Origin of the sequence: Tatumella morbirosei (genome assembly GCF_000757425.2) — a bacterium.
Classification (GTDB): domain Bacteria; phylum Pseudomonadota; class Gammaproteobacteria; order Enterobacterales; family Enterobacteriaceae; genus Tatumella; species Tatumella morbirosei.
Genome location: NZ_JPKR02000004.1, coordinates 432,640 through 458,917, shown reverse-complemented (window position 1 = coordinate 458,917; position 26,278 = coordinate 432,640). Strand labels below are relative to the sequence as shown.

The 26,278-nt window shown below is 52.3% G+C and carries 19 protein-coding genes; 7 read left to right on the top strand and 12 right to left on the bottom strand.

All coding sequences use genetic code 11. The annotated features are described in order from the left end of the window. Window positions 1–32 precede the first annotated feature (32 nt). Window positions 33–2,315 carry an arginine decarboxylase gene (gene adiA / locus HA49_RS13345; RefSeq protein WP_038018283.1) on the bottom strand — a complete coding sequence of 761 codons (2,283 nt, stop codon included), beginning with the start codon at window positions 2,313–2,315 and terminating at the stop codon, window positions 33–35. Window positions 2,316–2,797: 482 nt separating this feature from the next. Between adiA and potE the strand changes: the two genes are divergently transcribed. The 3 genes from potE (at window position 2,798) to argA (ending at window position 6,784) form a co-directional block, all read left to right on the top strand. Further along, window positions 2,798–4,126, top strand: a complete 1,329-nt coding sequence (gene potE, locus HA49_RS13340; RefSeq protein WP_038018280.1) for a putrescine-ornithine antiporter — start codon at window positions 2,798–2,800, stop codon at window positions 4,124–4,126. A gap of 365 nt (window positions 4,127–4,491) precedes the next feature. Beyond that, window positions 4,492–5,061: a cytochrome b/b6 domain-containing protein gene (locus HA49_RS13335; protein WP_038018277.1), complete on the top strand. Its 570-nt coding sequence runs from the start codon at window positions 4,492–4,494 to the stop codon at window positions 5,059–5,061. Window positions 5,062–5,455: 394 nt separating this feature from the next. Further along, on the top strand, window positions 5,456–6,784 hold the full coding sequence (gene argA / locus HA49_RS13330; RefSeq protein WP_038018275.1) for an amino-acid N-acetyltransferase: 1,329 nt from the start codon (window positions 5,456–5,458) through the stop codon (window positions 6,782–6,784). 47 nt (window positions 6,785–6,831) lie between these two features. Here argA and recD read toward each other — a convergent pair whose 3' ends face one another. From recD to rppH, 11 genes are all read right to left on the bottom strand, one after another. Continuing rightward, a complete protein-coding gene (gene recD / locus HA49_RS13325; RefSeq protein WP_038018272.1) occupies window positions 6,832–8,679 on the bottom strand; it encodes an exodeoxyribonuclease V subunit alpha in 1,848 nt (615 codons plus the stop codon). After that, window positions 8,672–12,274 carry an exodeoxyribonuclease V subunit beta gene (gene recB, locus HA49_RS13320; RefSeq protein ID WP_038019385.1) on the bottom strand — a complete coding sequence of 1,201 codons (3,603 nt, stop codon included), beginning with the start codon at window positions 12,272–12,274 and terminating at the stop codon, window positions 8,672–8,674. Before recB ends, recD begins: the two co-directional genes overlap by 8 nt. Before the next feature lie 45 nt (window positions 12,275–12,319). Continuing rightward, the gene (gene recC, locus HA49_RS13315) at window positions 12,320–15,691 is read right to left on the bottom strand and encodes an exodeoxyribonuclease V subunit gamma (RefSeq protein ID WP_038018269.1); all 3,372 of its coding nucleotides are present in this window, start codon (window positions 15,689–15,691) and stop codon (window positions 12,320–12,322) included. Between the two features lie 75 nt (window positions 15,692–15,766). Then, complete coding sequence (locus HA49_RS21835) at window positions 15,767–16,018, bottom strand: prepilin-type N-terminal cleavage/methylation domain-containing protein (RefSeq protein ID WP_052752502.1); 252 nt, start codon at window positions 16,016–16,018, stop codon at window positions 15,767–15,769. A gap of 46 nt (window positions 16,019–16,064) precedes the next feature. Further along, a complete protein-coding gene (locus HA49_RS21830; RefSeq protein ID WP_052752501.1) occupies window positions 16,065–16,496 on the bottom strand; it encodes a DUF2509 family protein in 432 nt (143 codons plus the stop codon). Next, entirely contained in the window at window positions 16,493–17,065 is a 573-nt protein-coding gene (locus HA49_RS13300; RefSeq protein ID WP_052752500.1) for a prepilin peptidase-dependent protein, read from the bottom strand. The genes HA49_RS21830 and HA49_RS13300 overlap by 4 nt, the downstream gene beginning before the upstream one ends. Continuing rightward, the gene (locus HA49_RS13295) at window positions 17,062–17,532 is read right to left on the bottom strand and encodes a prepilin-type N-terminal cleavage/methylation domain-containing protein (protein WP_052752499.1); all 471 of its coding nucleotides are present in this window, start codon (window positions 17,530–17,532) and stop codon (window positions 17,062–17,064) included. Before HA49_RS13295 ends, HA49_RS13300 begins: the two co-directional genes overlap by 4 nt. Window positions 17,533–17,748: 216 nt before the next feature. Beyond that, the gene (gene thyA, locus HA49_RS13290) at window positions 17,749–18,543 is read right to left on the bottom strand and encodes a thymidylate synthase (protein ID WP_038018265.1); all 795 of its coding nucleotides are present in this window, start codon (window positions 18,541–18,543) and stop codon (window positions 17,749–17,751) included. Then, window positions 18,540–19,421, bottom strand: coding sequence for a prolipoprotein diacylglyceryl transferase (lgt, locus tag HA49_RS13285; RefSeq protein WP_038018263.1), 882 nt, complete (start codon window positions 19,419–19,421; stop codon window positions 18,540–18,542). Before lgt ends, thyA begins: the two co-directional genes overlap by 4 nt. A 132-nt stretch (window positions 19,422–19,553) precedes the next feature. After that, window positions 19,554–21,800 (bottom strand): phosphoenolpyruvate--protein phosphotransferase, encoded by a 2,247-nt coding sequence (gene ptsP / locus HA49_RS13280; protein WP_038019373.1) that lies wholly within the window; start codon window positions 21,798–21,800, stop codon window positions 19,554–19,556. Window positions 21,801–21,812: 12 nt separating this feature from the next. Beyond that, on the bottom strand, window positions 21,813–22,340 hold the full coding sequence (gene rppH, locus HA49_RS13275) for an RNA pyrophosphohydrolase (RefSeq protein WP_038018261.1): 528 nt from the start codon (window positions 22,338–22,340) through the stop codon (window positions 21,813–21,815). Window positions 22,341–23,023: 683 nt separating this feature from the next. On the opposite strand from rppH, the gene mutH reads away from it, so the two are divergent. The 4 genes from mutH (at window position 23,024) to HA49_RS13255 (ending at window position 26,260) form a co-directional block, all read left to right on the top strand. Then, the gene (gene mutH, locus HA49_RS13270) at window positions 23,024–23,710 is read left to right on the top strand and encodes a DNA mismatch repair endonuclease MutH (protein WP_038018259.1); all 687 of its coding nucleotides are present in this window, start codon (window positions 23,024–23,026) and stop codon (window positions 23,708–23,710) included. 59 nt (window positions 23,711–23,769) lie between these two features. Beyond that, the gene (locus HA49_RS13265) at window positions 23,770–24,480 is read left to right on the top strand and encodes a TerC family protein (protein WP_038018257.1); all 711 of its coding nucleotides are present in this window, start codon (window positions 23,770–23,772) and stop codon (window positions 24,478–24,480) included. Window positions 24,481–24,670: 190 nt separating this feature from the next. After that, a complete protein-coding gene (locus HA49_RS13260) occupies window positions 24,671–24,895 on the top strand; it encodes a YgdI/YgdR family lipoprotein (protein ID WP_038018255.1) in 225 nt (74 codons plus the stop codon). A gap of 324 nt (window positions 24,896–25,219) precedes the next feature. Continuing rightward, entirely contained in the window at window positions 25,220–26,260 is a 1,041-nt protein-coding gene (locus HA49_RS13255) for an NADP(H)-dependent aldo-keto reductase (RefSeq protein WP_038019371.1), read from the top strand. Window positions 26,261–26,278 lie beyond the last annotated feature (18 nt).

The following is a 26,278-nucleotide window of genomic DNA, read 5'->3' as shown; positions in this document are numbered from 1 at the left end:
AACTATATCAGGTGAACAGAACGGAAGAGTTATCAGGCTTTGACACACATCACGTGATAAACCCCTTGCTCTTTCTCTGCCCCTTCGGTCTCATGTTCGAACCCCGGGAAAGCATCATCCCAAGCCTGAAGTGCCTGCAGGTATGCAATTTGCGGACTGTTTTTATCGCCGAAATTCTCACCGGACATCAGCATAGGGATTCCTGGTGGATAAGGGATCACGGAGTTAGCTGCAGTGCGCCCTGCCAGCTCGAAAATAGAGACCAGCTCGGTATTATCCCTGACCAGCTGTGTATATGCATCGCGTGGCAACATATCCATCTGTGGCAGCGAAGAATAGGCTTTATTCAGTTGCTCACTCGGGTTATGTGTTTTCAGGAACGAAATCATGCGCTGACCCAGCTGCTGCATCGTCATATTGCCGTACAATGCCGGGTCGGTTTCCACCAGGCCAGGTAACACTTCAGCCAGCAGAGCATCGGCATCATAATGCTTTTTAAATGACATCAGGCTGTTCATCAGGGTGGCCCATTTACCTTTGGTCACGCCCATTGAGAACAGGAACATCACCTGGAAATCGGTAGTGCGGGTCGGCACAATCCCCAGACTGGAGAGATAAGCGGTCACCAGTGCTGCAGGGATGCCGTTGTCCTGCAGGCTGCCATCGCTGTTCAGTCCCGGGGTTAACAGACTGACTTTTACCGGGTCCAGCATCACCCAGTTTTCGTCCAGATCACTGAAACCATGCCAGCTGTCCTGCGGGTCAAGCGTCCAGCATGACTGCTCTTTGACCAGTAACTCTATCGGCGCATCTGCAAAATCATACCGGTTTCCGCTACGCGGACAGGTGACCGTCTGAGCATTCCAGGGTTTAAAGAACCAGTCATTATTTTGTTCAGCCTCACGGAATGAACGGGCAACCGCCTGGCGGAACTCCACGGCTTCCTCGATCACCTCGGTCGTCAGGTTGATACCCTGATTACCTTCCATCATCGCCGCTGCAACATCGTTAGACGCGGCAATAGAGTATAAAGGCGAGGTGGTGGCATGCATCATGTATGCCTGACTGAACTGTGCCGGTTTGACATTCCCACGACCTTCACGAATGTGGATATAGGAGGCCTGGGACAATGCATTCAGTAATTTGTGGGTAGAGTGGGTCGCAAAAATGGTCGGCTGATCGGCCGTATGCTGAGCTTTATCACCCCGCATCGCGTGGAAGCCTTTATAAATCGGGTTAAAACGTGAATAACCAAACCAGGCCTCATCGAAATGAATACGATCGCAACTCTGTCCCAGTAACTGCTGGATAGTGTCGCCATTATAAATCAGACCGTCATAGGTACAGTTGGTCACCACGCTATAGACCGGCCGCTGATTCGCCGCTTCACTGGCGAAATGGTTTTGTTTAATCTTCTGGCGCAGAGCCTCAGGTTGCATCTGAGCTTTTGGAATCGGGCCAATAATACCGTAAGCATTACGGGTGGGAGTCATATAAACCGGATGAACGCCGGTCAGCATCAGCCCCTGCTCGATGGACTTGTGACTGTTACGGTCACAGATCGCGATATCCTGGTCAGTACAGCAGGCCTGCATAATGGTACGGTTTGCTCCGGACGTTCCCACCACCAGAGAGTAAGAACGATCAGCGCCAAACACTCCGGCGATATATTTTTCGCTCTCACCGAAGGCTCCGGTGTGATCCAGCATCGATCCCAGACAAGCCCTCTCGATACCCATATCGGTACGGAAGATATTTTCTCCGTAAAAATCGAAGAATTTACGACCTACCGGTGTTTTACAGAAACCAATCCCCCCCTGGTGTCCAGGGGCCGACCATGAATATTCTTTCTCTTTCGCATACTTCATCATCGCCGCCATCAGTGGCGGCATAATGACTTTTTCATAACGCGCCACGGCTGACTGCAAACGGCCCACGATAAAATCAGTGGTGTCATCCAACACCAGGAAGGTTTCACTCACATCCCCCATGATCTCCGCAGGCACAGAAGCATTATCCTGGTGAGAATTAATCAGTAAAAAAGTAGGGGCTTTTTCATGACGGATACGCAGTTGTTTTAAAAACGCCGTAATTTCTGCGCTTTTTTCCGGCGCCCACTCCAGCATCACGCAATCGACCGGCGCTGTTGAACTGACATAGTTGGTCGCTTCAGCATAGTTGGCGGAAAAACGTACCTGCTCACCTTTACTGAACAGTGAAGTGGTAATTTTTTCGACGGTTTGCTCAATCGGAGTGAGTGGTGTTGTAGTACTTAGGGCTTTATTAACCACCACTAAATAATTTTTATCACACATAAGATCCTCATTATTATACTTTGTATAAACGGTCAGGCATGCACCACTTATTTAAAAGAAGAATAAACAAGCGATGTATTCCCTGGTGAGAAAGTCAAAAAGACAATTGGCCTGACCTGATGCAGATGAAATTAAACGATAGAAATTAAATTTTCCAGCTTAATTTTTCCCGAAAAAAAATATTTAAATACTCATTCATAAGATATGATTTTCCATATGAGCACCCAATAAAAATACAACACAAAAACAATTAAAAACAACCGCATATATTATTATTTTGTTAAAAAATGGCATCTGAATATTTATATGAAAATAAATTTAAGCCACTGGTTTTTGATATCGATCAATTTCAATTTAAGATAATTCCATTTACTGTGGTGCCAGAAAAACTTAATTTCAAGAAAACCAAATATATTTAAATTCAAAAAAACAGAATTTAAATACAAATATAAATATCAGATAATTTTAACCAGGAGAATATTATGGCTTCTAATTCCAGGAAAATGGGAGTCGTCGATCTGACGGTCCTCGTCGCCGTGAATATGATGGGCTCAGGTATCATCATGCTGCCTGCCAGCCTTGCTGAAACCGGAGCAATTTCAATTTTATCATGGGCGGTGACCGTAGTCGGTGCGATGTGTATCGCCTATACTTTCGCGAAGTGTGGTGCCTTGTGCCGTCGTGCCGGCGGAATGTCAGCGTACGCCGAAGAGGCTCATGGCAAATCAGCCTTTTTCATTGCCTCTTACACTTACTATATCTGTCTGGTGATCAGTTGTGTTGCTATTGCCGTCTCTGCTGCAGGCTATATGGCACCGTTCGCGCCATGGATCAAAAGTTCACCGGTTCATACCTTCCTGACTGTGGTAGCAATATTGGTGGTGACCATGATTGCTAACTTCAAAGGCCCCAAAATTACCGGAAAAATCTCAAGCTTCACCATATGGGGGATCATTATTCCGGTAGCCGGTCTGTCGGTGATCGGCTGGTTCTGGTTCGATCCGGCCATTTTTAGTGCCTCCTGGAACCCACATTCAATGTCTACCGGCGGTGCCATTTCTTCCGGTATTTCACTGACATTATGGGCATTCCTGGGTGTAGAGTCAGCAGGTGCTAACTCTGATGCGGTCGAGAATCCTGAGCGTAACGTCCCGCTGGCCTGCCTGTTTGGTACCGGATTTGCAGCTATCGTCTACATTGCGTCAACCACTGTGATTCAGGGGATTGTACCCAATGATCAACTGGTCACCTCCGACGCACCGTTCGGTCTGGTGTTCTCAATGATGTTTACGCCACTGGTCGGACAAATTATCACCGCGCTGGCGGTTATCGCTTGTATCGGTTCGCTGCTGGGCTGGCAGTTTACTAATGCTCAGGTGTCGAAAGCCGCGGCCGACGACAAATTATTCCCGAAAGTCTTCGGTAAAATCAGTAAAAATGATGCACCTATTGCCGGTATGCTGATTATGCTGGTACTGGAACTGTTACTGGCATCGATGACGATTTCTCCGAACCTGCTGAAACAGTTCAATATGCTGTTGAACCTGGCGGTATTTATCAACATGGTACCTTATGTACTGTCGATGACCGGCCTGCAGGTGATGATGCAGAAAAACCATGTCAGTAAATCGCAGTATCGTATTGCCTCTCTGGTCAGTACCTTTGCGGTACTGTACAGCATCTACGGGGTCTATTCCTGTGGCGTGGAAGCCGTATTTGGCGGCACCATTATTACCCTGGTAGGTTACATTTTCTACGGATTCCTGGCAGGTCGGGATACCGGTTCTAATCTTCCTTCTTCTGTCGCCTGATCTTCTCTTACCCCTTGCTCTGGCGGGGGGTAATTCCGACTTTACCCGTTGCTTCTGACACCTACGCGTTCACATCTGTCTCTGCCGCTTTCGTTCCACTCTTCTTCCTGAGACCGCTTTACTGATTAATCAAAAACTCTGCGGACTCCCCCCGGTAATATCTTCTCACCAGCAGATCCTTCGGATGTGTCAGTATTCATTCGGGTCAGGGTTATCCGGTGTGAGGACTAACGCGTTATCTACAGAGCGAGATCGTCGCGGGGAAAAGGCTATGGGTTGATTAACAGAGATAAGGTTCCGGATATTAAGGTATTGCTAACATTTCGCAGGCATATTACCAAAAATTTCTCCACGAGGCTGATGCTATGGCTAATCGTATCCGTGATCTACTCCCACACCAGGACAGCCGGTTCTTTCGTTATCTACATATGCTGATTGCATTACTGATTCTGGCTCAGATCATAAATTCCAACCTGACACACCGGAAAGCCCTGGGACAATTCTCCCTGGATGGCATAGTGACATGGCTGCATATTATTTCAGGATTTGCCACTCTGGTGTTAGGTGTCATTATGCTTTGCTGGATGCTTTCCCAACGGGGCTTCCGCTATTATTTTTGCTGGCTTTGCCTGGATTTTCGCGGCATTCGGCAAGACCTCAGAACACTCTTCAGTTTACGCTTACCCGATGCTCATCCGGGCGGTATTGCAGCTACCGTACAGGGCCTGGGGGTTGTGTCGCTGCATGCGGTTGCGGTCTGTGGCGGATTGTGGTTTGTGCTGATAACTTTCGACGGCGCTAATGCCTCCCTGGCGCACCAGGTTTTACACCTGCATAAGTCACTGACTCTCTATATCGAAACCTATTTCTGGGCACATGCCACGATGGGGATCCTGCATATGTTTCTTACCTTCCGTTCACAGCAGCAGCCATAACCTCATTTTCGCGCCTGTAAGCATGGCATAGCCAACCTAATCATCAGACAGCATCAGTTTGTCATTTCACTGAATCATACTTTAGTTTAGCGGCCTGATGTTCCCTTGTTCAGTCAAAGTGACGCAGCCTATCTCCCGGCAGGGGCAGATACAGCGCGGCGCCATTTCTCTGCCCCGGGCAACGGGTTAAAATGGCAACAAACAGTGATTCCGGTAAGAAAACATTTCACCGCCAATGATGATGAATACTGACTTAATCCCATGATAATTAAGTTATATTAACGAAAAATCGTGAACTAAGCGGTGAACCGGTGGCCGGGACAGGACTTGCAAACCCACGCATAAAAGAATAAAAACACAATAAAACCGAATAACCATTCATCCGGAGAGTGCCGTGAAGGAACGTAGTACCGAATTAGTTCAGGGGTTTCGTCATACCGTCCCGTACATCAACGCCCATCGCGACAAGACTTTTGTCATTATGCTTGGTGGTGAAGCCATTGAACATGAGAACTTCTCCGGCATTGTGAATGATATTGGATTATTGCATAGCCTGGGGATTCGCCTGGTACTGGTCTACGGTGCCCGTCCACAGATTGATGCGAATCTGGCCGACCATCAGTTGGAGCCGTTGTATCACAAACATACCCGTGTCACTGACGCAACTTCGCTGGAACTGGTGAAACAGGCTGCCGGCCGTCTGCAACTGGAAATTACCGCCCGCCTATCGATGAGTCTTAGCAATACTCCGCTTCAGGGCGCCCATATCAATGTCGTCAGCGGTAATTTTATTATCGCTCAGCCCCTGGGAGTCGATGATGGGGTGGATTACTGCCACTCAGGACGTATCCGCCGTATCGACCATCAGGCGATTCATCGTCAGTTGGATAATGACGCTATTGTGCTGATTGGCCCGGTGGCCGTTTCTGTCACCGGTGAGAGCTTCAACCTGACCTCGGAAGAAGTGGCCACTCAGGTAGCCATCAAACTGAAAGCAGAAAAAATGATTGGTTTCTGCTCGGAACAAGGCGTGACCGACGCTGAAGGCAATATCGTGTCGGAAATGTTCCCGAACCAGGCACAGCTTCGGGTAGACACTTTTGAGCAACAGGGAGAATATCTGTCCGGCACCGTGCGTTTTTTACGTGGCGCTGTTCAGGCGTGCCGCAGCGGTGTTCCCCGCAGTCATCTGATCAGTTATCAGGAAGACGGCGCGCTGTTACAGGAACTGTTTTCGCGGGAAGGTATTGGTACTCAGGTGGTGATGGAGTCTGCCGAGCAGATCCGTAAAGCCACTATCGACGATATCGGCGGAATACTGGAGTTAATCCGGCCGTTAGAACAACAGGGTATTCTGGTTCGCCGTTCCCGCGAACAGCTGGAAATGGAAATCAATAAATTTACCGTGGTTGTCCGCGATAACCTGACCATAGCCTGTGCCGCACTCTATCCGTTCCCTGAAGAGATGATTGGCGAGATGGCGTGCGTGGCGGTGCATCCGGAATACCGCAGTTCGTCCAGAGGTGAGTTATTGTTGCAGCATGTTTGCCTGCAGGCACGAATGATGGGGCTGCGGAAAATTTTTGTTCTGACGACCCGCAGTATCCACTGGTTCCAGGAACGTGGCTTTATTCCGGTGGATATCGAATCCCTGCCGGAAACCAAAAAGAAAATGTACAACTATCAGCGTCGTTCCAAAGTGCTGATGCTGAACCTGACCTGAGTTAGCGCCCGTCTCTGTCAGACAGAGGCGGGCGTTGCAGAAATACGTCAGGCTTCGGTCTGTGCCAGTTGCCACGACAGTCCACTGCGTCTTACCGTTCGCGACTGAACCGCCCGGTTAAACAGCTGTTCGTCACTGTAAATGGTCAGTTGTTTACGGGCACGGGTAATGGCGGTATACACCAGTTCACGACTCAGCACCGGGCTGAACTGAGGCGGTAATATCAGTGCGGTGTGGTCAAATTCCGACCCCTGAGATTTATGCACGGTCATCGCCCAGGCAGTATCATGCGGGGGTAAACGACTCGGCTGCACCGCTTTAACATCCCCTTCCGGAAGCATAAAGTGGACCTTCAGTTGCCCGTGACTATCCGCCATGGTGATGCCGGTATCGCCGTTAAACAGCCCTAATGCACTGTCATTACGGGTTATCATCACCGGTCTTCCTGAATACCACTGGCCGCTGGCCGGGGCGAGGCGCTTTTGCTGGCGTAAGCGTTGCTCTATCCTTTGATTCAGACCACTAACGCCAAAGGGTCCTTCACGCAATGCACAAAGCAACTGGTAGCGGCCGAAGGCCTGCAGAACGGCTTCAGGGGCAGACTGCTGACGGATCATTTCCAGCATTCCGGCATAACCGTCACTGATTTCTCCCAGCATCTCCAGCCAGTCATCGGCTGAGCCCAGAGAGCGCAGAGCAATATCCTGATAGTCGCCCTGACGGATAGTGTCGAGCCGGGACAAATCGCCCTGGTTAACCGCAGCCGCCAGTTGCCCGATACCGGAACCGGCAGAAAAACGGTAACTTTGGCGCAGCAGGCACAGGCTGTCACGCACCGCAGGTGCCTGCTCAACCACTGTTCCACTCAGGCTGGCGCCGGTGAGCTCAGCAAGCTCGCTGGCCCGCTGCGGGCTGTAACCATACTCCGCGCAACGGCAGATATCCCCCAGCACCGCCCCGGCTTCCACCGAGGCCAGCTGATCACGATCTCCGAGAAAGATGACCCGTGCCGCAGGCGGCAAGGCACTGATCAGAGAAGCCATCATTGATAAATCCACCATGGATGCTTCATCGACCACCAGAACATCCAGATGTAACGGATTCCCGGCATGATAACGCAGGCTACGGGTGCCCGGCCTGGCGCCCAGTAACCGGTGCAGGGTGGTCGCTTCCTGCGGAAAACGGGATTTCAGGGCATCACTGACCGGCAAAGCCTGTAACGCTTTACCCAGCGACTCCGTCAGCCTGGCGGCCGCTTTACCGGTGGGAGCCGCCAGACAGATACGTAACCGTTGTGGTTCCAGCAGTAGTAAGGCCGCCAGCAGCCGGGCTACCGTGGTGGTCTTGCCGGTCCCCGGGCCGCCGGAGATCACGGAGTGTTGCCGGGTCAGGGCCACTGCCGCGGCTATTTTCTGCCAGTTATTACCTTCCTCACCAAATAACTGATCAAGGATAGCTCTCACTTCTGAAGTTTCGGGAAGTTTCGCCGGTAATTCACTGGAAAAGAAATCAGCCACCTGGCGTTCCTGGTGCCACATCCGGTGCAAATAAAGCCTGTGGTTGTCCAGCACCAGTGGAGCGGCCAGTGAGCCATCACTCACCGCATTCCAGTGACTGAGCCGTTCCTGCCATAACTCTGCTTCCTGTGGTGCCCGGGCGGCCTGCCAGAGCTCTGTGGCCAGCGCTAACTGACGACCGGAAAATAGCTTATCCGGCCGAAGCAGGGATAACGGTAAACAAACATGCCCTTCTCCACTGCCGGCACTCAGACAGGCGGCAGCCAGTAACTCCGGGGACGTCCCACCGGGCTCCACCAGCCTGGCAAAACGCAGGTCCAGTGGTCGAAACATCTGAGCGTCCTGAGCCTGTCTCAGCAACTGTTCAAATTCAGACATCAGTCATTCCCTCATTCCCGGCAAACAGGTTATCCAGACTCCGGATAAAGTCTTCTTCCGGGCAGGTATAAAACACCCCGTTATCCGGCTGTTCTCCTCCCATTCCCCGCAGGAACAGGTAGAACACCCCACCAAAATGTTGTTGGTACTGGTAACCGTTAATCCGCTGCTGCAGGTAACGGTGCAACGCCAGGCTATACAACTGATATTGCATATCGTAACGATGATCAATCATTGCCTGCTGCATCGCCTGCGGGGTATAGGCACTACTGTCAGCACCCAGCCAGTTTGACTTATAGTCCAGCAGGTAATATTTACCCTGCCAGCGGAAGACCAAATCGATAAAGCCTTTCAGCATGCCTTTCACCTGGAAGAAATCCACCGCCGGAGCCCGCGCAGACAAATCATCGAAACGTCGCATTAGGTTATCCAGTGCCTGCGGTTGTAACAACTGACCAATCGGCAGATAAAACTCCATTTCCACCAGCCGGTCCTGTGGCGACAACGCCGATAATGATAACCCGTCAGTCGCCAGCGGGGTGTTAAGCAAAGTATTCAGCCACTGCAGCAATACCGGAACCCAGTGAGGCGGATAACCGTGTGCGGCCAGCTGGTCGGCCAGCCACTGTTCAGACACCGGCTGACTAAACTCCAGTTGTTCAAACAGGCTGTGCAGAAATGTCCCCGGACCTGCGCCACGCGGAAAGTGATGCGCGGTCAGTGACAAGGGTTGTTCATTTTGCTGCTCACCGGCTGCATCAATATCAAAACCCGGCATGATATCCAGCAGACGTGAGCCGCCGTGTCGTTGCAGGCCCGAGTAGCTGGTGACCCGCCAGAAATCATTGAGTGATCTGGTCAGTTGACGGCTGGACAGCGCCTTATCTGAGATTACTGTGTCATGCCAGTCGCCGGCCTCGGCATTATCAGCACTCACCACCCCGATATTCCCGTCTTCCAGGCTGAGTAAGTACTGACGTAGCTGTTCTGCCGTGGCTGGCTGCCCCTGCTGTAACAGATAACCAATAGCACTGTGATGGATATCGGTCTCTCCCTGAGCTTTACGGTTTCCACGGAACAGCGGAGCCAGACCGATACTGCAATGCCAGACCGAACGGGTCAACGCGACATAGAGCAGCCTTAAATCCTCGGCACGTCGCTCCTCCTCGGCAAGTTCGAGGCTCTGTTCCTGCTTTTGTAAATCCAGCACCGCCGAATAGCTTTCCCGGTCATGATATAAAGCGGCTTCCGCCTGTCGCCAACTGGCGGCGAAGGGTAACCATACCAGGGGATATTCAAGCCCTTTCGATTTATGAATAGTGACTATCTGCACCAGATGACGATCACTTTCCAGTCGCAACTGCTGGCTGCTGGCGTTGATATCCGGATGCAGAATCTGCCGGCTGAGATAGCGGACCAGCGCGTGGGGACTGTCCAGTTGTACAGAGGCTTCCTGTAAAAGCTCACCCAGGTGCATGATGTCAGTCAGACGCCGTTCTCCGCCCTCACTGGCCAGTAAATTTTCTGCCAGCCGTTGCTGAATCATCAGGTCGCGTAACATCGGCAGGATTCCGGACTGGCGCCACAACAACTGCCAGCCGGCAAACTGGTCCGTAACCTCGTCCCAGCGCTGACTGTCCTGGCTTATCTGTTCCAGGGTCGCGGCATCGGTACCAATAATGGAAGTGGCCAGCGCAGTGCGTAACGTCCGCTCCTGCTCAGGAGCCAGTATTGCCTGTAAAATCCACAACAGTTCCCGGGCTTCGGTCGTCAGCCAGACATTGTCGCGGCTGGAGAGATATACCGAGGCAATCCCTTTGGCCTGTAAGGCTTCACGGATGATTCCGGCTTCACGGCTGCTACGCACCAGCACCGTAATATCTGCAGCCGTCACCGGTCTTGACTGCTGCTTACTGTCGATAAAACAGGCCTTACCCTGATGTCCGGCCGTCAGCCAGCGGGCAATATCATTCGCCGCCTGTTTCGCCATGATTTGCTGGTACTCACTTACCCCCATGCCTTCGCCGGGGGCCAGCCAGAAGCGCAGTGCCGGCTGGATCTCTCCGTCCAGTTGCAGGCTGAGCGCCTGGTTACGCTCACTGGAAGCGACCGGCTGAAAAGGAATGTCGCTGAAGATAAAAGGGTTTTCTGTGCCGGAGAACAAACGGTTTACGCCGGCGACCATCGCCGGTGACGAACGCCAGTTGGTGCCCAGCGTATAGTGAGCACTGACTTGTTTTCTAGCGGTAATATAGGTGAAAATATCCGCGCCACGAAAGGCATAGATAGCCTGTTTTGGATCACCAATCAGCAACATGGCATTTTGCGCCTGGCCACCATACAGTGTATTGAAGATCCGGTACTGTAACGGGTCGGTATCCTGAAATTCATCAATCATTGCCACAGGGTAACGCTGGCGGATAGATTCGGCCAACGCCGGCCCCGCCTCGTGTTGCAAGGCATAATCCAGCCGGCTGAGCAGATCATCAAAACTTAACAAGGCCTGTTGGCGCTTTTGCTGTACCACAGAAAGACGAATTTCGCGCAATGCATGACTGACCAGACAATCATAAAGGGTGACTGGCTGCTGTAAAAACAGTTCAATTTGCGTAAATACCGGATGCTGTGGAGCCTGGCCCTTTTTGGTTTTTTCGTTCAGTGCACTTTGAGTAAATCTTTCAAGTTCTTTTGGCAGCTGATAACCGCTGTGTGCATCTGCGGCCCAAAGATCCAGTTTTTCCAGCCAGACCGGTAAATTCTTTTTGCTGTAGCTGCGCTTATCTACATCAGACTGCTCAACCAACTCCCGGATGTCCCGCGACGCCGCAGACCAGGCCTGTTTCAGCGCATCAATACGCTGCATATTCTGCTGATGGCATTGTTGCAGACTCTGATCTTCAGCGACCGGGGCTTTAATCTCCGGCATCTCCCCCTGCAACCACGGCAACAGAGAAGCCAGTAAATGCTCAGGACCGCTAAAGTTATCCAGAACTGCGCGGGCAGTATCCATCTCCAGCGGATAACAGTAACGGCGCCAAAAATCGGCGGCGGCCTGGCTCAGTAACTGTTGCTGGTTTTCCACCAGTTGTTGTTCAAACAGCATCCCGGACTCAAAGGCATTCATATTCAGCATACGTTGGCAAAAGCCATGGATGGTGAATATTGAGGCTTCATCCATTTGACGCTCTGCCGCCAGCAATAACCCGGCGGCGGCCGGTAAATCGGTAATCTGTTGCAGCAAAGGTTGCCAGGCGCTGTCCTGTTCGACCAGAGGCTGGTCTGACGGGGCGGTGGATTCGGCTTCACGGCGCTTACCGTCAACCGCACGAATACAGGCAATCCGTAAACCATGGATATTGTCACGGATACGTCCGCGTAATTCTGCGGTGGCGGCTTCAGTAAAAGTCACCACCAATATCTCTTCGACCGATAACGGACGGCTGTAGGCGTGTTCGCCGCCCAGTCCCAGCAACAAACGCAGATACAGAATACCAATGGTATAGGTTTTACCGGTGCCGGCCGAGGCTTCAATCAGTCTCTGGCCCTGCAAAGGCAAAAGTAACGGTTCCAGTGTTTCAGCCTGTTGCAAACTCATCATCAGTTACTCATGGTTAATATTATCAGTCCCGACGCCGCCAGCTTATTCGGCGACATGGGCTAAAATCACCGGCAGATACCACCGCTCAGCCGCGGAGCATATCTCCTGAATCATCAGCGGGTCTGCCTCACGGGATAGCCGTTTCAGGCAAGGGTCACTCCCTTCACCAGGCACCAGAAAATTACCATTCCAGGCATCGGTCAGTTTCTGCAGGGCTTTGCGTTGGGTCTCTTCATCCTTCAACAGCTGATTATCTTTCCCCAGACTGGCCGTCAGCCAGCTTCCGCCGCAACCTTTTAGCAGTAGCAACGGCTGATTCATTCCCTGCCTGTAACCGGCTATCAGACGTTCGAGTTGCTCAGTGGCCTCTGCCTGAGGCAGCGGTAAAAAACGCCAGCAACTGTTCTTACGCCCATACATCCGGCTGATACCCTGACCGCCCAGTGCGCAATACACCATATGCTCTGTCCATAACAGCAGGCCATCACTCAGGTTCAGCTCCCCGGGACGCCAGCGTAAAATGCCATCCGGCTGAACACCGGTCAGCCAGCCAGTCAGCCGTACCGACAGTTCCAGATCGACCTCGATGCTGCGGGTTTCTGCGATTTGTCCCTGCACCAGACCGGCAATTTCCTGCATCTCAGCCAGCTGTTTCTCACGCAAAATTGAGCCAAATGCGCCATAGGGCAGATGCCCTGCCAGACGCTGACGGCGGAAAAACAGTTCACTATCCTGTCCGAAAATCAGCGTGTTCAGTAACTGTTGATTTAGCTGATAACGTTGCAGATTATCCAGTTCAAAAGGTTCGGTATCGGGGAGATCCTCCTGCTGATCGACAAACCGTACTCCCAGACGCTCGGTAAACCATGCCCGTACCGGATGTCGCCAGAAGCTTATCAGCTGATTCAGGGTGATTTCCTGACACTGAAAATCGGGCAGTGGCTGAGCAAAGTCAGGCATCGCCTCTCCCTGTCCGAGGGCTGAAGGCAGCCATTCACTGGCAAAACTCTGCCCGCCACGGTGCGGAATAAAGTTTTGTTCCGCAAACGGGGTGCGGCTGTGATGATGTACCAGATGTTCAGCGACCCGCCGTGCACTGTCGTCCACATTGAGTATTTCATCTCCTGGCAGGCAAAAACTCTGCGAAATATATTCGCACAGTTCACTGACCAGAACCGAGGGCAGCCGCTCCCGGTTGTCCTGAATACTTCGGCCGATATAGCTGATATACAACCGGTCACGGGCAGACACCAGGGCTTCAAGAAACAGGTAACGGTCATCATCCCGACGGCTGCGATCTCCCCGACGGGGGGATTGTTGCATCAGGTCAAACCCTGAAGGCGTCAGGGTTCGCGGGTAAACGCCATCATTCATTCCTAACAGGCAAACCACTTTAAAGGGGATAGAACGCATTGGCATCAGGGTACAGAAGTTCACCTGGCCTGCCAGGAAACGCTGGCTGATCCGCTGTTGATCGAGTTTCGAACGCAGTTCATCACGCAGTATCGTGACCGGAATTTCGGCCGGATAACGGGCCTCAATCCCCTGCTCAGTCAACTGTCGCCACTGCTCATCAATAATAGCCAGGGCGGCTTCACTGTCTGCATCCCCCGCGAAAAAAGTCGTCATCATCTCGCGACAGCAGGGCTGCCAGTCAGTCAGGGTCAGATTCTGTCGTAAACGTTGGCGCCACTCCGCCAGGCAACTGAGTAATTCCGCCAACTGCCCGGCAAGTTCCGCCATCAGCCCGGCAGCTTCATCGTAGGGTAAAATCCCCTGCCAGTCGCCCTGGTCACTGTCCAGTGCATACCCCAGCAACATTCGCTGCAGACCAAACTGCCAGGTATGTTGTCCGGTCACCGGCAGCGCAAGCTCACTGACACTGTGGTCATCCAGCCCCCAGCGAACACCGGATTCATCTACCCAGTGCCGTAAGGTGGTTAACCCCTGTTCATTAATCGCGAATCGGGCTGCCAGCGCGGGAACCTCCAGCAACGCCAGCACATCTTCCGGCGTAAAACGGCTGTCAGGCAGTGACAACAGCTGCAGAAACGCCTGAATGACCGGATGAGCATGGCTGGCTCGTCGGTCTGAAATGGCAAACGGGATATGACGTTGCCGGTCAGCTCCGCCAAACACCGACTGAATAAACGGCGAGTAACTGTCGATATCGGCAACCATCACAATGATATCCCGCGGCTTCAGCTCAGGATCGGCTTCCATCAGAGCCAGCAGGTAATCCTGCAACACCTCGGTTTCACGTTGTGGGCTATGGCAGGCATGTAGCGAAAACGACTCATCATCTGTGGCCAGACGTCGCTTACGGCCACTATCATTGAATTGTTCTAACGTCAGCCCGGTCACCGCATGATCTTCCAGGTTAAGAATATCTTGTTGCAGGCTGTGTAGCAGAGTATCACGACCGGGTTCGGCGAAGGCATCTATTTCATTGTCCAGCGCATCCATCTGTGCCAGCAAATAGAGATTATCCCGCCCGAGTTTACCCCAGGAGGCGAGTAACGGCTGGGTCAGTTGCTGTTCCCCGTCGGCAGTAAACAGCGATGCAGCCTGATCCGGCTGGCGGAACATTGTCCGTTGCTGCGAGGAGTTATGGAGCCGGCGCTGGCGGTTTTGTAGCCTGGCAAGAAACGCAGCATCACGGATATCCCCCCAGTAATCACGACAGGGGTTGGTAAACAACAAGTGAATATCAATATGCCGGCCCAGTGCCTGTAAGGCCTGCAGGTATACCGGGGGTAATGCCGAAATACCGCAGATAAATACCCGTGGCGGCAGTCCGGGTGGCGGTGTAGTACTCTGCTCCAGCGCCTGAATAAACCGTGAATAGAGGTTAGCACGGTGCCATTCTGGCTGGCCCAGTTCGGCGGTATATTCCACCAGCGCGCGCCATAACGGGGCCTGCCAGAGTTGAGCCTCGCCAGGTCCCTCAGCCATCTGCTGCTGCTCCCACAAATTGAGCCAGTCAGGGCGATAGACCAGATACTGGTCAAACAGGTCGGCAATACGGCTACTGAGCTGAAAGAGCTTACGTTTATCCTCATCGTCAGTCAGGTAATGGCGCAGAGGCAGAAAATCGTCGCGTTCCAGCATCTCTGGTAACAGCGTCATCAGCTTCCAGCTCATTGCACTTTTATTAAACGCGCTCTGCTGAGGAATATCGGGTAATACCCGGACAAACATCTGCCAGATAAAGGTGGCTGGCAGCGGAAATTCTATATTCGCCGCAATCCCAAAGGTTTCTGCCAGTGACATCTGCAACCACTGCGCCATCCCCGGGCTTTGCACCAACACCACTTCACTGGCAAAAGGATCCTCCAGCGGCTGCACTTTTATGATATGGGCAGTCAGATCCTTCAAAATATCCAGATGATTGGAATGGTAAACGCTGAACATATTCTCTCCTGAAACTGCTGCCGGCTATGCCCGTCACTCTACCTGCTCACCCACCGGTTGCAAGCCTTAGCACACTTATTGCGGCAGGTGTTGATTAAACGGCGGACAAAACAACTGTTCCAGCTCAGCATGCCGGTTAAACGGCCCCTGCACTTTCGCGGTAATCCGCAGACAGCCATCCTCCGTCATTTTCCGCTGCAACTCACTGTCCCATCCTGCCGGGGGTTTACCGGCCAGCACCTGGGTCGCTGCCCAACCGGCATCACGCTGTGCCTGCCGTACCCGGAAACCATATACCAGTTGCTGATGATATCCGGAAAGCAGCAAAACGCTCAGTGATAAAATAAGTAACGCAATCAGACATTCTGCCAGACTAAACCCCTGGCGACGACACGGCGCACAATGCCTCGTCCGGTAGCGGACAGAGGTCGGTCCATCCGACAGGCACCGCCACCACCTTCCGGCCAGCCGTGTTAGCGGCAGCCACCTGCCGCCAAAGATTTTTTTCACCGTTGGCTGACTGTCCCAGTAACAGTGCGGTATCGGCGGTTTGCCATAACAGACAACTCCGCCACTCCAGGGAATCGGGAGACTGGCATTGCCAGCCGGCCGCCTTCGGCCACTGGCGTGATAACCCCCATTGCAATGCCGACTGCGCCTGGTAGAAGTCCCGCAAATAAACTGTTTCATCCGCTATGCCTGCCATGCTGTTTTCCAGTAACCGGGCGCTGCCATGCAGTAATATAATCCCTGACAATAACAGTCCCATCACCATTAATAGCGGACTGCTGCCCCGGCGGTTCACAAATTTTCCGCCAGTAACCAGTGCTGACGTTGCAGGCGGATATCCGGCCCGGCTGACACCCGTAAGCTGATGCCAATGCGGGGTGCCTGCAGACTAAAAGCCAGTTCATCCACCCGCAGAGTCGCTGGGTCTGTCAGCCGTTCCCAGCCACTGCCCTGACACCCGGTCACACCGCGCCGGGTTTCTATCTGCCCTGCACGCCAGCGGTAACCATAACTTTCATTGTGTAATGCCCCAGCCAGTCCGGCTGACACCCGGCGTCGCTCCTGACCCCGCACAATCAGGCAGTGTCCATCCTGACTTATCGTGATGGCGGGCAGGATACAGGGCGCCTGTTGGCAATAACCTGCGCGGCGCAGGCTTTTTTCGAGAATCAGCATCAACTGCTGAATCTCCTGAGCCAGCAACTGCTGTTGCTGTAACCGGCGGGTTTGCTGAAACAACTGCGGAAAAAACTGCCCGGCGGCAAGAAATATGATGCCGGTGAGTAACAGTGCCAGCAGCATTTCGCCTAAAGTAAAGCCGGCCGTAATCCTTTGCGATGAAGGTAACCGCGGGAATTTTTTCACACACACCCCTCCTGTTCCGGCGGGCAGACCCGGATTCGGGCATACGCCGAAATGATCACCCGCCAGCGCAGCTCTGCCGGCCCAAACTCAATACTTCCGGCCCGCGCCACACTCCGACGACCATAGAACCCGGGTTCTCCGTTAACCTCAGGAGCGGCCTGCTGAGGATAGGGTGATCGCCAGACAAAACGCCCCGGCTGGCTACAGTCTCTGGCTTCCGGCCGCGGATGAGCATCAACACACCAGTAACCGTCGCGCTGTGTTACCGTCAAGGGTAAATCGCGGTTGGTGCGGTGTGCATATTCACGAATCCCGGTAAGGAAAAAATGCAACTGGCGGGCGGTTTCTGACAGTTGCTGCCGGTGACGCCAGTTTTGCCAGAAATGCCCGGCGCCACCGGCCAGCAGGGCAATAATCAGCAAAACGACCATCAGTTCCGGTATCGTGAATCCACCGGTGGATATCATTAATCGGTTTCTGTTCATTGCCCCAGTGTGGCGAACAATTTATCCAGACGACAGGCGAAAACTGAGGGTTTAGGTGGCTGGCCGTAGGCCCGGAATACAGATTGCAGACACCCGCAGGGCAAACCAGAAAGCCCCCGCAATTCTGAGACATCAACCCAAAAAAAACGGCAGAGCTGTCAGGCTCTGCCGCGTTATTTCAGGACCGGAGAAGTGAAATCAGACAGCGACCGGGGCTTTGATAGCCGGATGCGGGTCATAACCTTCAATCTCGAAATCTTCAAAGCGATAATCGAAAATAGATTCCGGCTTACGCTTAATTTTTAGCACCGGTAACGGACGTGGTTCGCGGGTTAACTGCAAACGGGTCTGTTCCAGGTGATTGTTGTACAGATGGGTATCCCCGCCTGTCCAGACAAAATCCCCCACCTGCAGATCACATTGCTGTGCCACCATATGGACCAGCAGAGCATAACTGGCGATATTAAATGGCAGTCCGAGGAAAATATCACAGGAACGTTGATATAACTGGCAACTGAGGCGTCCGTCAGCCACATAAAACTGGAAAAAGGCATGACACGGCGCCAGCGCCATTTTATCCAGCTCACCGACATTCCACGCAGAAACAATAATACGCCGTGAATTCGGGTCTTGTTTTAGCTGGCGGATCACTTCGCTGATCTGGTCGATATGACGACCATCGGCGGCGGGCCAGCTACGCCACTGTTTGCCATAAACCGGGCCTAAATCGCCATTTTCATCCGCCCATTCATCCCAGATACTGACTTTATTGTCTTTCAGGTAACCAATATTGGTGTCACCCTGCAGGAACCATAATAGTTCATGAATAATGGAACGCAGATGACATTTTTTGGTGGTAACCAGCGGGAAGCCCTGCTGCAGATCGAAACGCATCTGATGACCAAAAATCGACAACGTCCCGGTGCCGGTACGGTCGTCTTTGGCTGTGCCTTCGTTTAACACCTTCTGCATCAGTTCCAGATACTGTTTCATTTTACTTCACCCGGTTGTTTCAGGGGGCTGGTACGGTAAGCCCAAATCATCATAATAACACCGGCCAGAATCATTGGTATGGAGAGGATCTGCCCCATACTGATTACGCCATCGAACAGTCCCAACTGGGCATCCGGCTGACGGAAAAATTCCACAATAATCCGGAAAGCGCCGTAACCAATCAGGAACAGACCAGAAACACTTCCCCGTGGGCGCGGTTTTCGAATAAACACATTCAGGATGATAAACAAAATCACCCCTTCCAGTAACAGCTCATAAATCTGCGACGGATGACGTGGCAATACCCCATAGGTATCCAGCAACGATTGCCATTGTGGATGCGTCGCTACCAGTGCCACATCTTCTTCACGGGACCCCGGGAACAGCATCGCCCACGGACAGTTTGGGTCAACACGGCCCCACAACTCACCGTTAATAAAATTCCCCAGACGACCAGCCCCCAGACCAAACGGGATTAACGGGGCAATAAAATCAGACACCTGAAAGAAAGTACGGTGAGTACGGCGGGCAAAAATCAGCATCACAATAATGACACCAATCAGTCCCCCGTGGAATGACATGCCACCATCCCACACCTTGAATAAATAGAGGGGATTCGCCAGGAACAGCGGCAGATTATAGAACAGGACATAACCGATACGTCCGCCCAGGAAGACCCCCAGGAAACCGGCATAGAGTAAATTTTCGACCTCATTTTTGGTCCAGCCACTGCCTGGCTTATTCGCCCGACGACCCGCCAGCCACATGGCAAAAATGAAACCGACAAGATACATCAGACCGTACCAGTGAAGCGAAACCGGACCGACAGAAAAAATCACCGGGTCAAATTTTGGAAAAGCAAGATAGCCGTTAGTCATCTTTCACCATTATTCTTTCTATCTGAAAGCCTGCCGTCACGGGGATTCCCGGGAGCCAGACAGTAAAGAGGAGCGCATGATAGCACAGCCTCTCAGTCGGTGTGAGAGGCAAATGTAAACATGAATGAGCACTTAGCGCCCGCCACGGATCAAGCCTCCTAATCCACGCCGCTCCATAAAAACCGCGACCTGATAACGAATTTCACTGGCGGTACTGGCCTGTAACACCTGCTCAGCCAGCTGTTCCGTTTCACTGCAATCCAGGTGGCGTAACAGATACTTAACCCTGGGCACATTTTTGCCGTTCATGCTCAGATGACGGAACCCCATACCTATCAGCAAGGCCACACACATCGGATCGCCGGCCATTTCCCCGCACAAGCTCATCGGCAGATTATGCCTGCGGGCTTCCGCACTAATGTGGTACAGCGCCTGCAAAACCGACGGATGTAAGGGATCGTACAGATTGGCCACCCGGGTGTTGTTCCGGTCCACCGCCAGCAGGTACTGGGTCAGGTCATTACTGCCCACGGAGATAAAATCCACACTGCGGGCAACCTGAGGGATCAAAAATACCATCGACGGCACTTCAATCATGATGCCAACCTTCGGCCGGGGGATCACGTAGCCCAGCATCTCTTCGACCTCATGACCTGCCCGCTCAATCAGTTTACGGGCATCATCAATCTCATCAATGCTGGTGACCATCGGCAGCAGAATATTCAGATTACCGGATGCCGCGTTCGCCCTCAGCATCGCCCTGACCTGCACCAGAAAAATATCCGGTTGATCCAGTGTCAGGCGAATTCCGCGCCATCCCAGACTCGGGTTCTCTTCGCTAATCGGCATATAAGGCAGCTGTTTATCCGCACCAATATCCAGAGTTCGTAGCGTGACCGACTTGTTATTAAACAGTTGCAACATTCCCTGATACTGCGCAACCTGCTCTTCTTCAGAAGGGAAACCGCTTTGTAACATAAACGGCACTTCGGTCCGGTAGAGTCCAACCCCGTCAACCCAGTTGTTCAGTGCCTGTTCCAGTTCAGCACTGAGCCCCGCATTCAACAGAATCTCAATGTTCTCGCCGCTTTTCAGCTCACCCGGTTGTTCTGCCACTGTTTCGGCCGTTTTACTCAGGGCATTCTCTTCGCGGATCAGCCGTTGATACTCTTTAATCAGGATCGGTTCCGGATCGACCAGTAACTCGCCACGGTAACCATCAACAATTAACAGATGTTTATTCAGCTGTTCCGGGCGAATATCCGCCCCCATCACTGCCGGTATCCCCATGGCACGGGTCAGGATCGCGGCATGAGAGTTGGCGGCACCATCACGTACCACGACCCCCGCCAGCCGTTCCGGCGGTACTTCGGCCAGCGCGGTGGCTGTCAGTTCATCGGCCACCAGCACAAAGCGTTCCGGCCAGGCATTGGTGCCCTGCAGACTGTCATCAAGGTGGAACAGCAAACGCTGGCCCAGTTCGCGGATATCCCCGCTGCGTTCACGCAGATAGGCATCTTTCAGGTCGGCAAACTGTCCGGCGTATTGTTCAATCACCGTTTTCACCGCCCATTCCGCTACGGAACCCCGATCAATCTCCGCCAGCAGATCCTTCTTCAGACGCGGATCGCTGAGCAGGTGGGAATAGAGATCGAAAATCGCCGCACTTTCTTTCTGCACACTGGAGGTGAAGCGTTTACTGTAACGCCGAAACTCGTCGCCGGATTCACTGATAGCCTGCAGTAAACGTTCTTTTTCCTGCCCTGTATTCAGGGTGGAAGCCTGAGTGACCTGGTCCAGCGTCGGCTGAATATGGTCTACCCAGCCGGGGGCGACAGCGACCCCGGGAGAAGCCGCAATCGCCCGGATGCGGCTCTGGCGAAACACGCCAAACAGCTGTCCGACCTGTGACTGAGAGAGTAAGGTTCCGACCTGGGTGGCCAGGGTCATCAGGAACGACTCTTCGGTCTCATCAAAGGAACGCAGTTCACGCTGCTGAACGACCAAAACCCCCAGCACCTGACGGCGGTTGATAATGGGCGCCCCGAGGAATGAACGATAGTTCTCCTCTTTTACCGACGGGATAAATTTGAAACTGGGGTGACTTTGAACATCAGCAAGGTTAATCGGCTCGGCAAGCCGGCCGACCAGCCCGACAATCCCTTCATCCAGAGCGAGAGTAATGGTGCGACCCCGCGGCTTTTTCAAACCGCGGGTCGCCATCAGGTAATAGCACTGACGCTCCTGGTCGGCCAGATACACCGAGCAGACTTCGGTTTCCATCACACGGCAAATTTCGTGGACCAGGATCTCCAGTGCCTCATTCAACCGGGAAGCACTGGCCACCTTTTCGACAATATCGCGCAACTGAGTGAGCATCAGCGGCATGCTCTATCCTCTTTTTCTTCTGCCAGAGGGTTGACTGCGTTGCAGTGAATTTTCCGCGACAGACATCACGACAGTAGCAAACTCTTTCATCACCCGGCGATACACATCCCGTTTGAAAGAAACAACCTGCCGCACCGGATACCAGAAACTTACCCAGCGCCAGCCATCAAATTCAGGCGTACTGCTTCCCTGGACATTGATAGCGCCATCATGAGATTGCAGCTGTAACAGAAACCATTTTTGTTTCTGGCCGATACATACCGGCCGGGTATCCCAACGCACCAAACGTTTAGGCAACTTGTAACGTAGCCAGTTACGGGTAGAGGCGATAATACGTACATCTTTACGATGCAACCCGACTTCTTCGAACAACTCGCGATACATCGCCTGTTCCGGGGTTTCACCAGGGTTAATTCCTCCCTGAGGAAATTGCCAGGAATGTTGTCCAAACCGCCTGGCCCACAGAACCTGTCCTTGCCTGTTACAGATTACAATCCCAACATTCGGGCGGTAGCCATCATCATCGATCACCAGACTACCTCAAAGCTATCTTTAGATAGCCTGATTGTTTCATACTCCTTACAGGCGGTAAACCATTGGCTGATGGGCTTTCACTATAATAATTCCGGGATAACTCACAATTTTTAGTCAAGTTATAAACAGAAACGGTCAATGAAAGGTAATTTTATGCACCTTTTCTGTGGATAGCTTTGTGCAGAACGCGGGAATTCCCTGAATAATGCAGTAGATAAATACGATTCACCTCGCGAAACAAAAATAAAATAACCCATATATATTATAAAGTTAATCATATTTTCCACTCTAAAGATTCACAAAAAATTCATCCATCACAAACCGCACTTAGCTCAATGCACAAATTTTAACCACCGCCATTTTTATCCACAGTTTATGGCGAGATGTTGCCCACAACAGCCAAAAATTTGGCACTTTCAGGTAAAGTCAAGGCTGTAAATCGAACCAGTAGTCGGGTTAATTCACAGTTATCCCAATTTTCTGTGGATAACAGGGCGTATAATCCTGTTTATTATTGATGACAACAAGGTATAAACCCGGGGTCCTGAGCGGTTTGCAGCGAACAACAGGATAAAAAATCACGATTAATCATGCTATTATCTGGTTTATCCCCTGTAATTTATCCTGTGTATGGTTCACAGATCACAGCAGGGCAATTTTTAATCAACCCCGGGAGCCCTATGAATTATCCTTCCCCACCCGTTCCTGTCCCGGAAAATGAGCAGGTACTGATGCAACGAGCCTATGCTCTGGCGGGCCAGTCTCTGGAGGAACTGGCTGCGGCACTGGCACTTTCTGTGCCGGCAGATCTGCGACGGGATAAAGGCTGGGTCGGTACCCTGATTGAACTTCATCTGGGCGCCAGTGCCGGTAGCAAAGCAGAGCAGGACTTCGCTCACCTGGGAATTGAACTGAAAACCATCCCGGTGGATAGCCTTGGGCGTCCGCTGGAAACTACCTTTGTCTGTGTTGCACCTTTAACCGGCAACACAGGCGTAGAGTGGCAACACAGCCATCTTCGGCACAAGCTGTCCCGGGTGTTATGGATTCCGGTTGAAGGCTCCAGGACCATCCCTCTGAAACAGCGCCGGATAGGCAGCCCGCTGTTATGGAGCCCTTCGGAACAGGAGGATCAAATGCTGCGGGCAGACTGGGAAGAACTGATGGATATGATTGTGCTGGGTGAGGTGGATAAGATTACCGCCAGGCATGGTCAGTATCTGCAAATCCGTCCCAAAGCGGCCAATAGTAAAGCCCTGACCGAAGGCATCGGTCCGCAGGGAGAACCCGTCATGACATTGCCACGGGGTTTTTATCTGAAGAAAACCTTTACCGGCCCCCTGCTGGCCCGTCATTTTTTACTTTAGTCGCAGAATATAGCCCGGTTATACTCCCTGTTTAGCTTTCGTTTAGGATTGATGTGAGTATGTTCGAGTGGATTGCGGACCCTAATGCCTGGCTGGCGCTCGGGACACTGATTGTTCTGGAAGTTGTGCTGGGTATCGACAATATCATTTTTCTTTCGCTGGTCGTGTCTAAACTGCCGGCACATCAGCAAAACAGTGCGCGGCGTTTAGGCCTGATGGCGGCTATGCTGATGAGACTGGCATTGCTGGCTTCCATCGCCTGGGTGGTGCGTCTGACGACGCCATTATTTACCCTGATGAGTCATGATTTTTCTGCCAGAGACCTGATATTGCTGGCCGGGGGATTATTTCTTATCTGGAAATCCGGTAAAGAGATCCACGAAACTATCGAGGGAGATGAAGAAGCGCCGCAGAGCCGCGTTCATTCCTTTATCGGTGCGATAGTGCAAATCATGCTGCTGGATATCATCTTCAGCCTCGACTCAGTAATTACTGCCGTCGGTTTGTCAGACCATCTGTTTATTATGATGGCTGCGGTCGTGATTGCCGTACTGATGATGATGTTTGCCGCAAAGGCGATTGGTGAGTTTGTTGAGCGCCATCCGACGATAAAAATGCTGGCGCTGGCATTTTTGATCCTGGTGGGTTTTACCCTGATACTGGAAAGTTTTGCTGTACACGTGCCAAAAGGCTACATCTATTTCGCGATGTTCTTTTCGATGGGGGTCGAATTACTCAATCTGCTGCGCGGTAAGAAAAACACCCACTAAGTTTCCGCCATACTTTCTGGCCGGTAGTCAGCAGTGCAAAACGCCACTGTGGGCTGCCGGTCACTCCCCGTTAATATTTAGTTACTGCTTTTTGGCTGTTTATTTTTTAATTCAGACCTGTCCGGTTGGTTTACCTTGTGTAAATCATTTATACCAGGAATAATGAATCTAAAACCTGTCGGGGAACAGAATGAAAAATCTAAAAAAAACCGCCCTGTGTGGCATTTTGTTGGGCAGTGCACTGTTAGCGGGCTGCAGCAGCCACTACGTGATGGCGACCAAAGATGGCCGGATGATCATGACTGACGGGAAACCCAAAATAGATAAAGATACCGGTCTGGTGGAATACACCGATGAAGCTGGCAATCTCATCCAGATTAATGGTGACGAAATCTCCGGTATTATTGAACGCTAGGTCGTTCAGAATAATTCTTTCAGGTGCTGCCCGACATTACCACTTTCTGATAAGACAGTGACAGAGATCGCGGCAGCAGGTTATCGTTTTTTCGGTGATGCTCCCCTCCCGACAATATTTTCTACACTCTCCTGACCGGAGCTGATGGGTCCGGACGTCGAACGCCAAACAGCAGATAAGCTGAGTTTACGCCTGTCCGGGAATCCCTGCCGCCCTGTTCCGGCGAAACAGACCGCGACGTCCGGCGGGTCTGGACTTGCGCCGGGTGCCAGTGTAGATTTCCCTTTACCCATCATGACAACCATGACAAAAAGGAAACCAGCAATGCTCTATCATCGCATTCCCCATAGTTCGCTGGAAGTGAGTCAGCTGGGCCTGGGTACCATGACCTTCGGCGAGCAAAACAGTGAAGCCGATGCACATGCGCAATTAGATTTCGCCCTGAGCCAGGGAATCAACCTGGTGGATACCGCCGAGATGTATCCGGTCCCTCCCCGCCCGGAAACTCAGGGGCTGACCGAGCAATATATTGGCAGCTGGCTGAAAAAAACCGGCAACCGTGACAAGATTATCCTGGCCAGTAAGGTGGCCGGCCCTGCCAGAGGCAGTGATGCGCAGATCCGTCCCGGTCAGGCGGTTGACCGCAAAAATATCCGGGCGGCACTGGATGCCAGCCTGCAACGGTTGAATACCGATTACCTCGATTTGTATCAGATCCACTGGCCGCAACGTCCCGCCAACTTTTTTGGCAAGCTGGGCTATCAGTACACCGAAGAAAATGTGCCGGTGACACTGCTGGAAACCCTGGAAGCGTTGTCTGAACAGGTGCGGGCGGGAAAAATCCGCTATATCGGAGTCTCGAATGAAACCCCCTGGGGAGTGATGCGCTACCTGCAACTGGCAGAAAAACATGAACTGCCGCGCATTGTGACCATCCAGAACCCCTACAGCCTGCTGAACCGGAGTTTTGAAGTCGGACTGGCGGAAATCAGCCAGTACGAAGGGGTAGAGTTACTTGCCTATTCATCCCTCGGATTCGGGACCTTAAGCGGTAAGTACCTGAACGGTCAGCAACCCGCGAATGCCAGAAATACCCTGTTTAGCCGCTTTACCCGCTACTCCGGAGAACAGTCTGCTGAAGCGGTGGCGGCCTATGTTGCCCTGGCACAACAACATGGTCTGGACCCGTCTCAGATGGCGCTGGCGTTTGTTCGTCAGCAACCTTTTGTCGCCAGTACCCTGCTGGGCGCGACCACGCTACAACAGCTGAAGGTGAATATTGACAGTTTTAATCTGACACTGGATGAAGAACTGATGCAGCAACTGGAAGCCATTCATCGTCGCTATACTTATCCGGCGCCTTAACAGCTTAGCTGTAGCCTG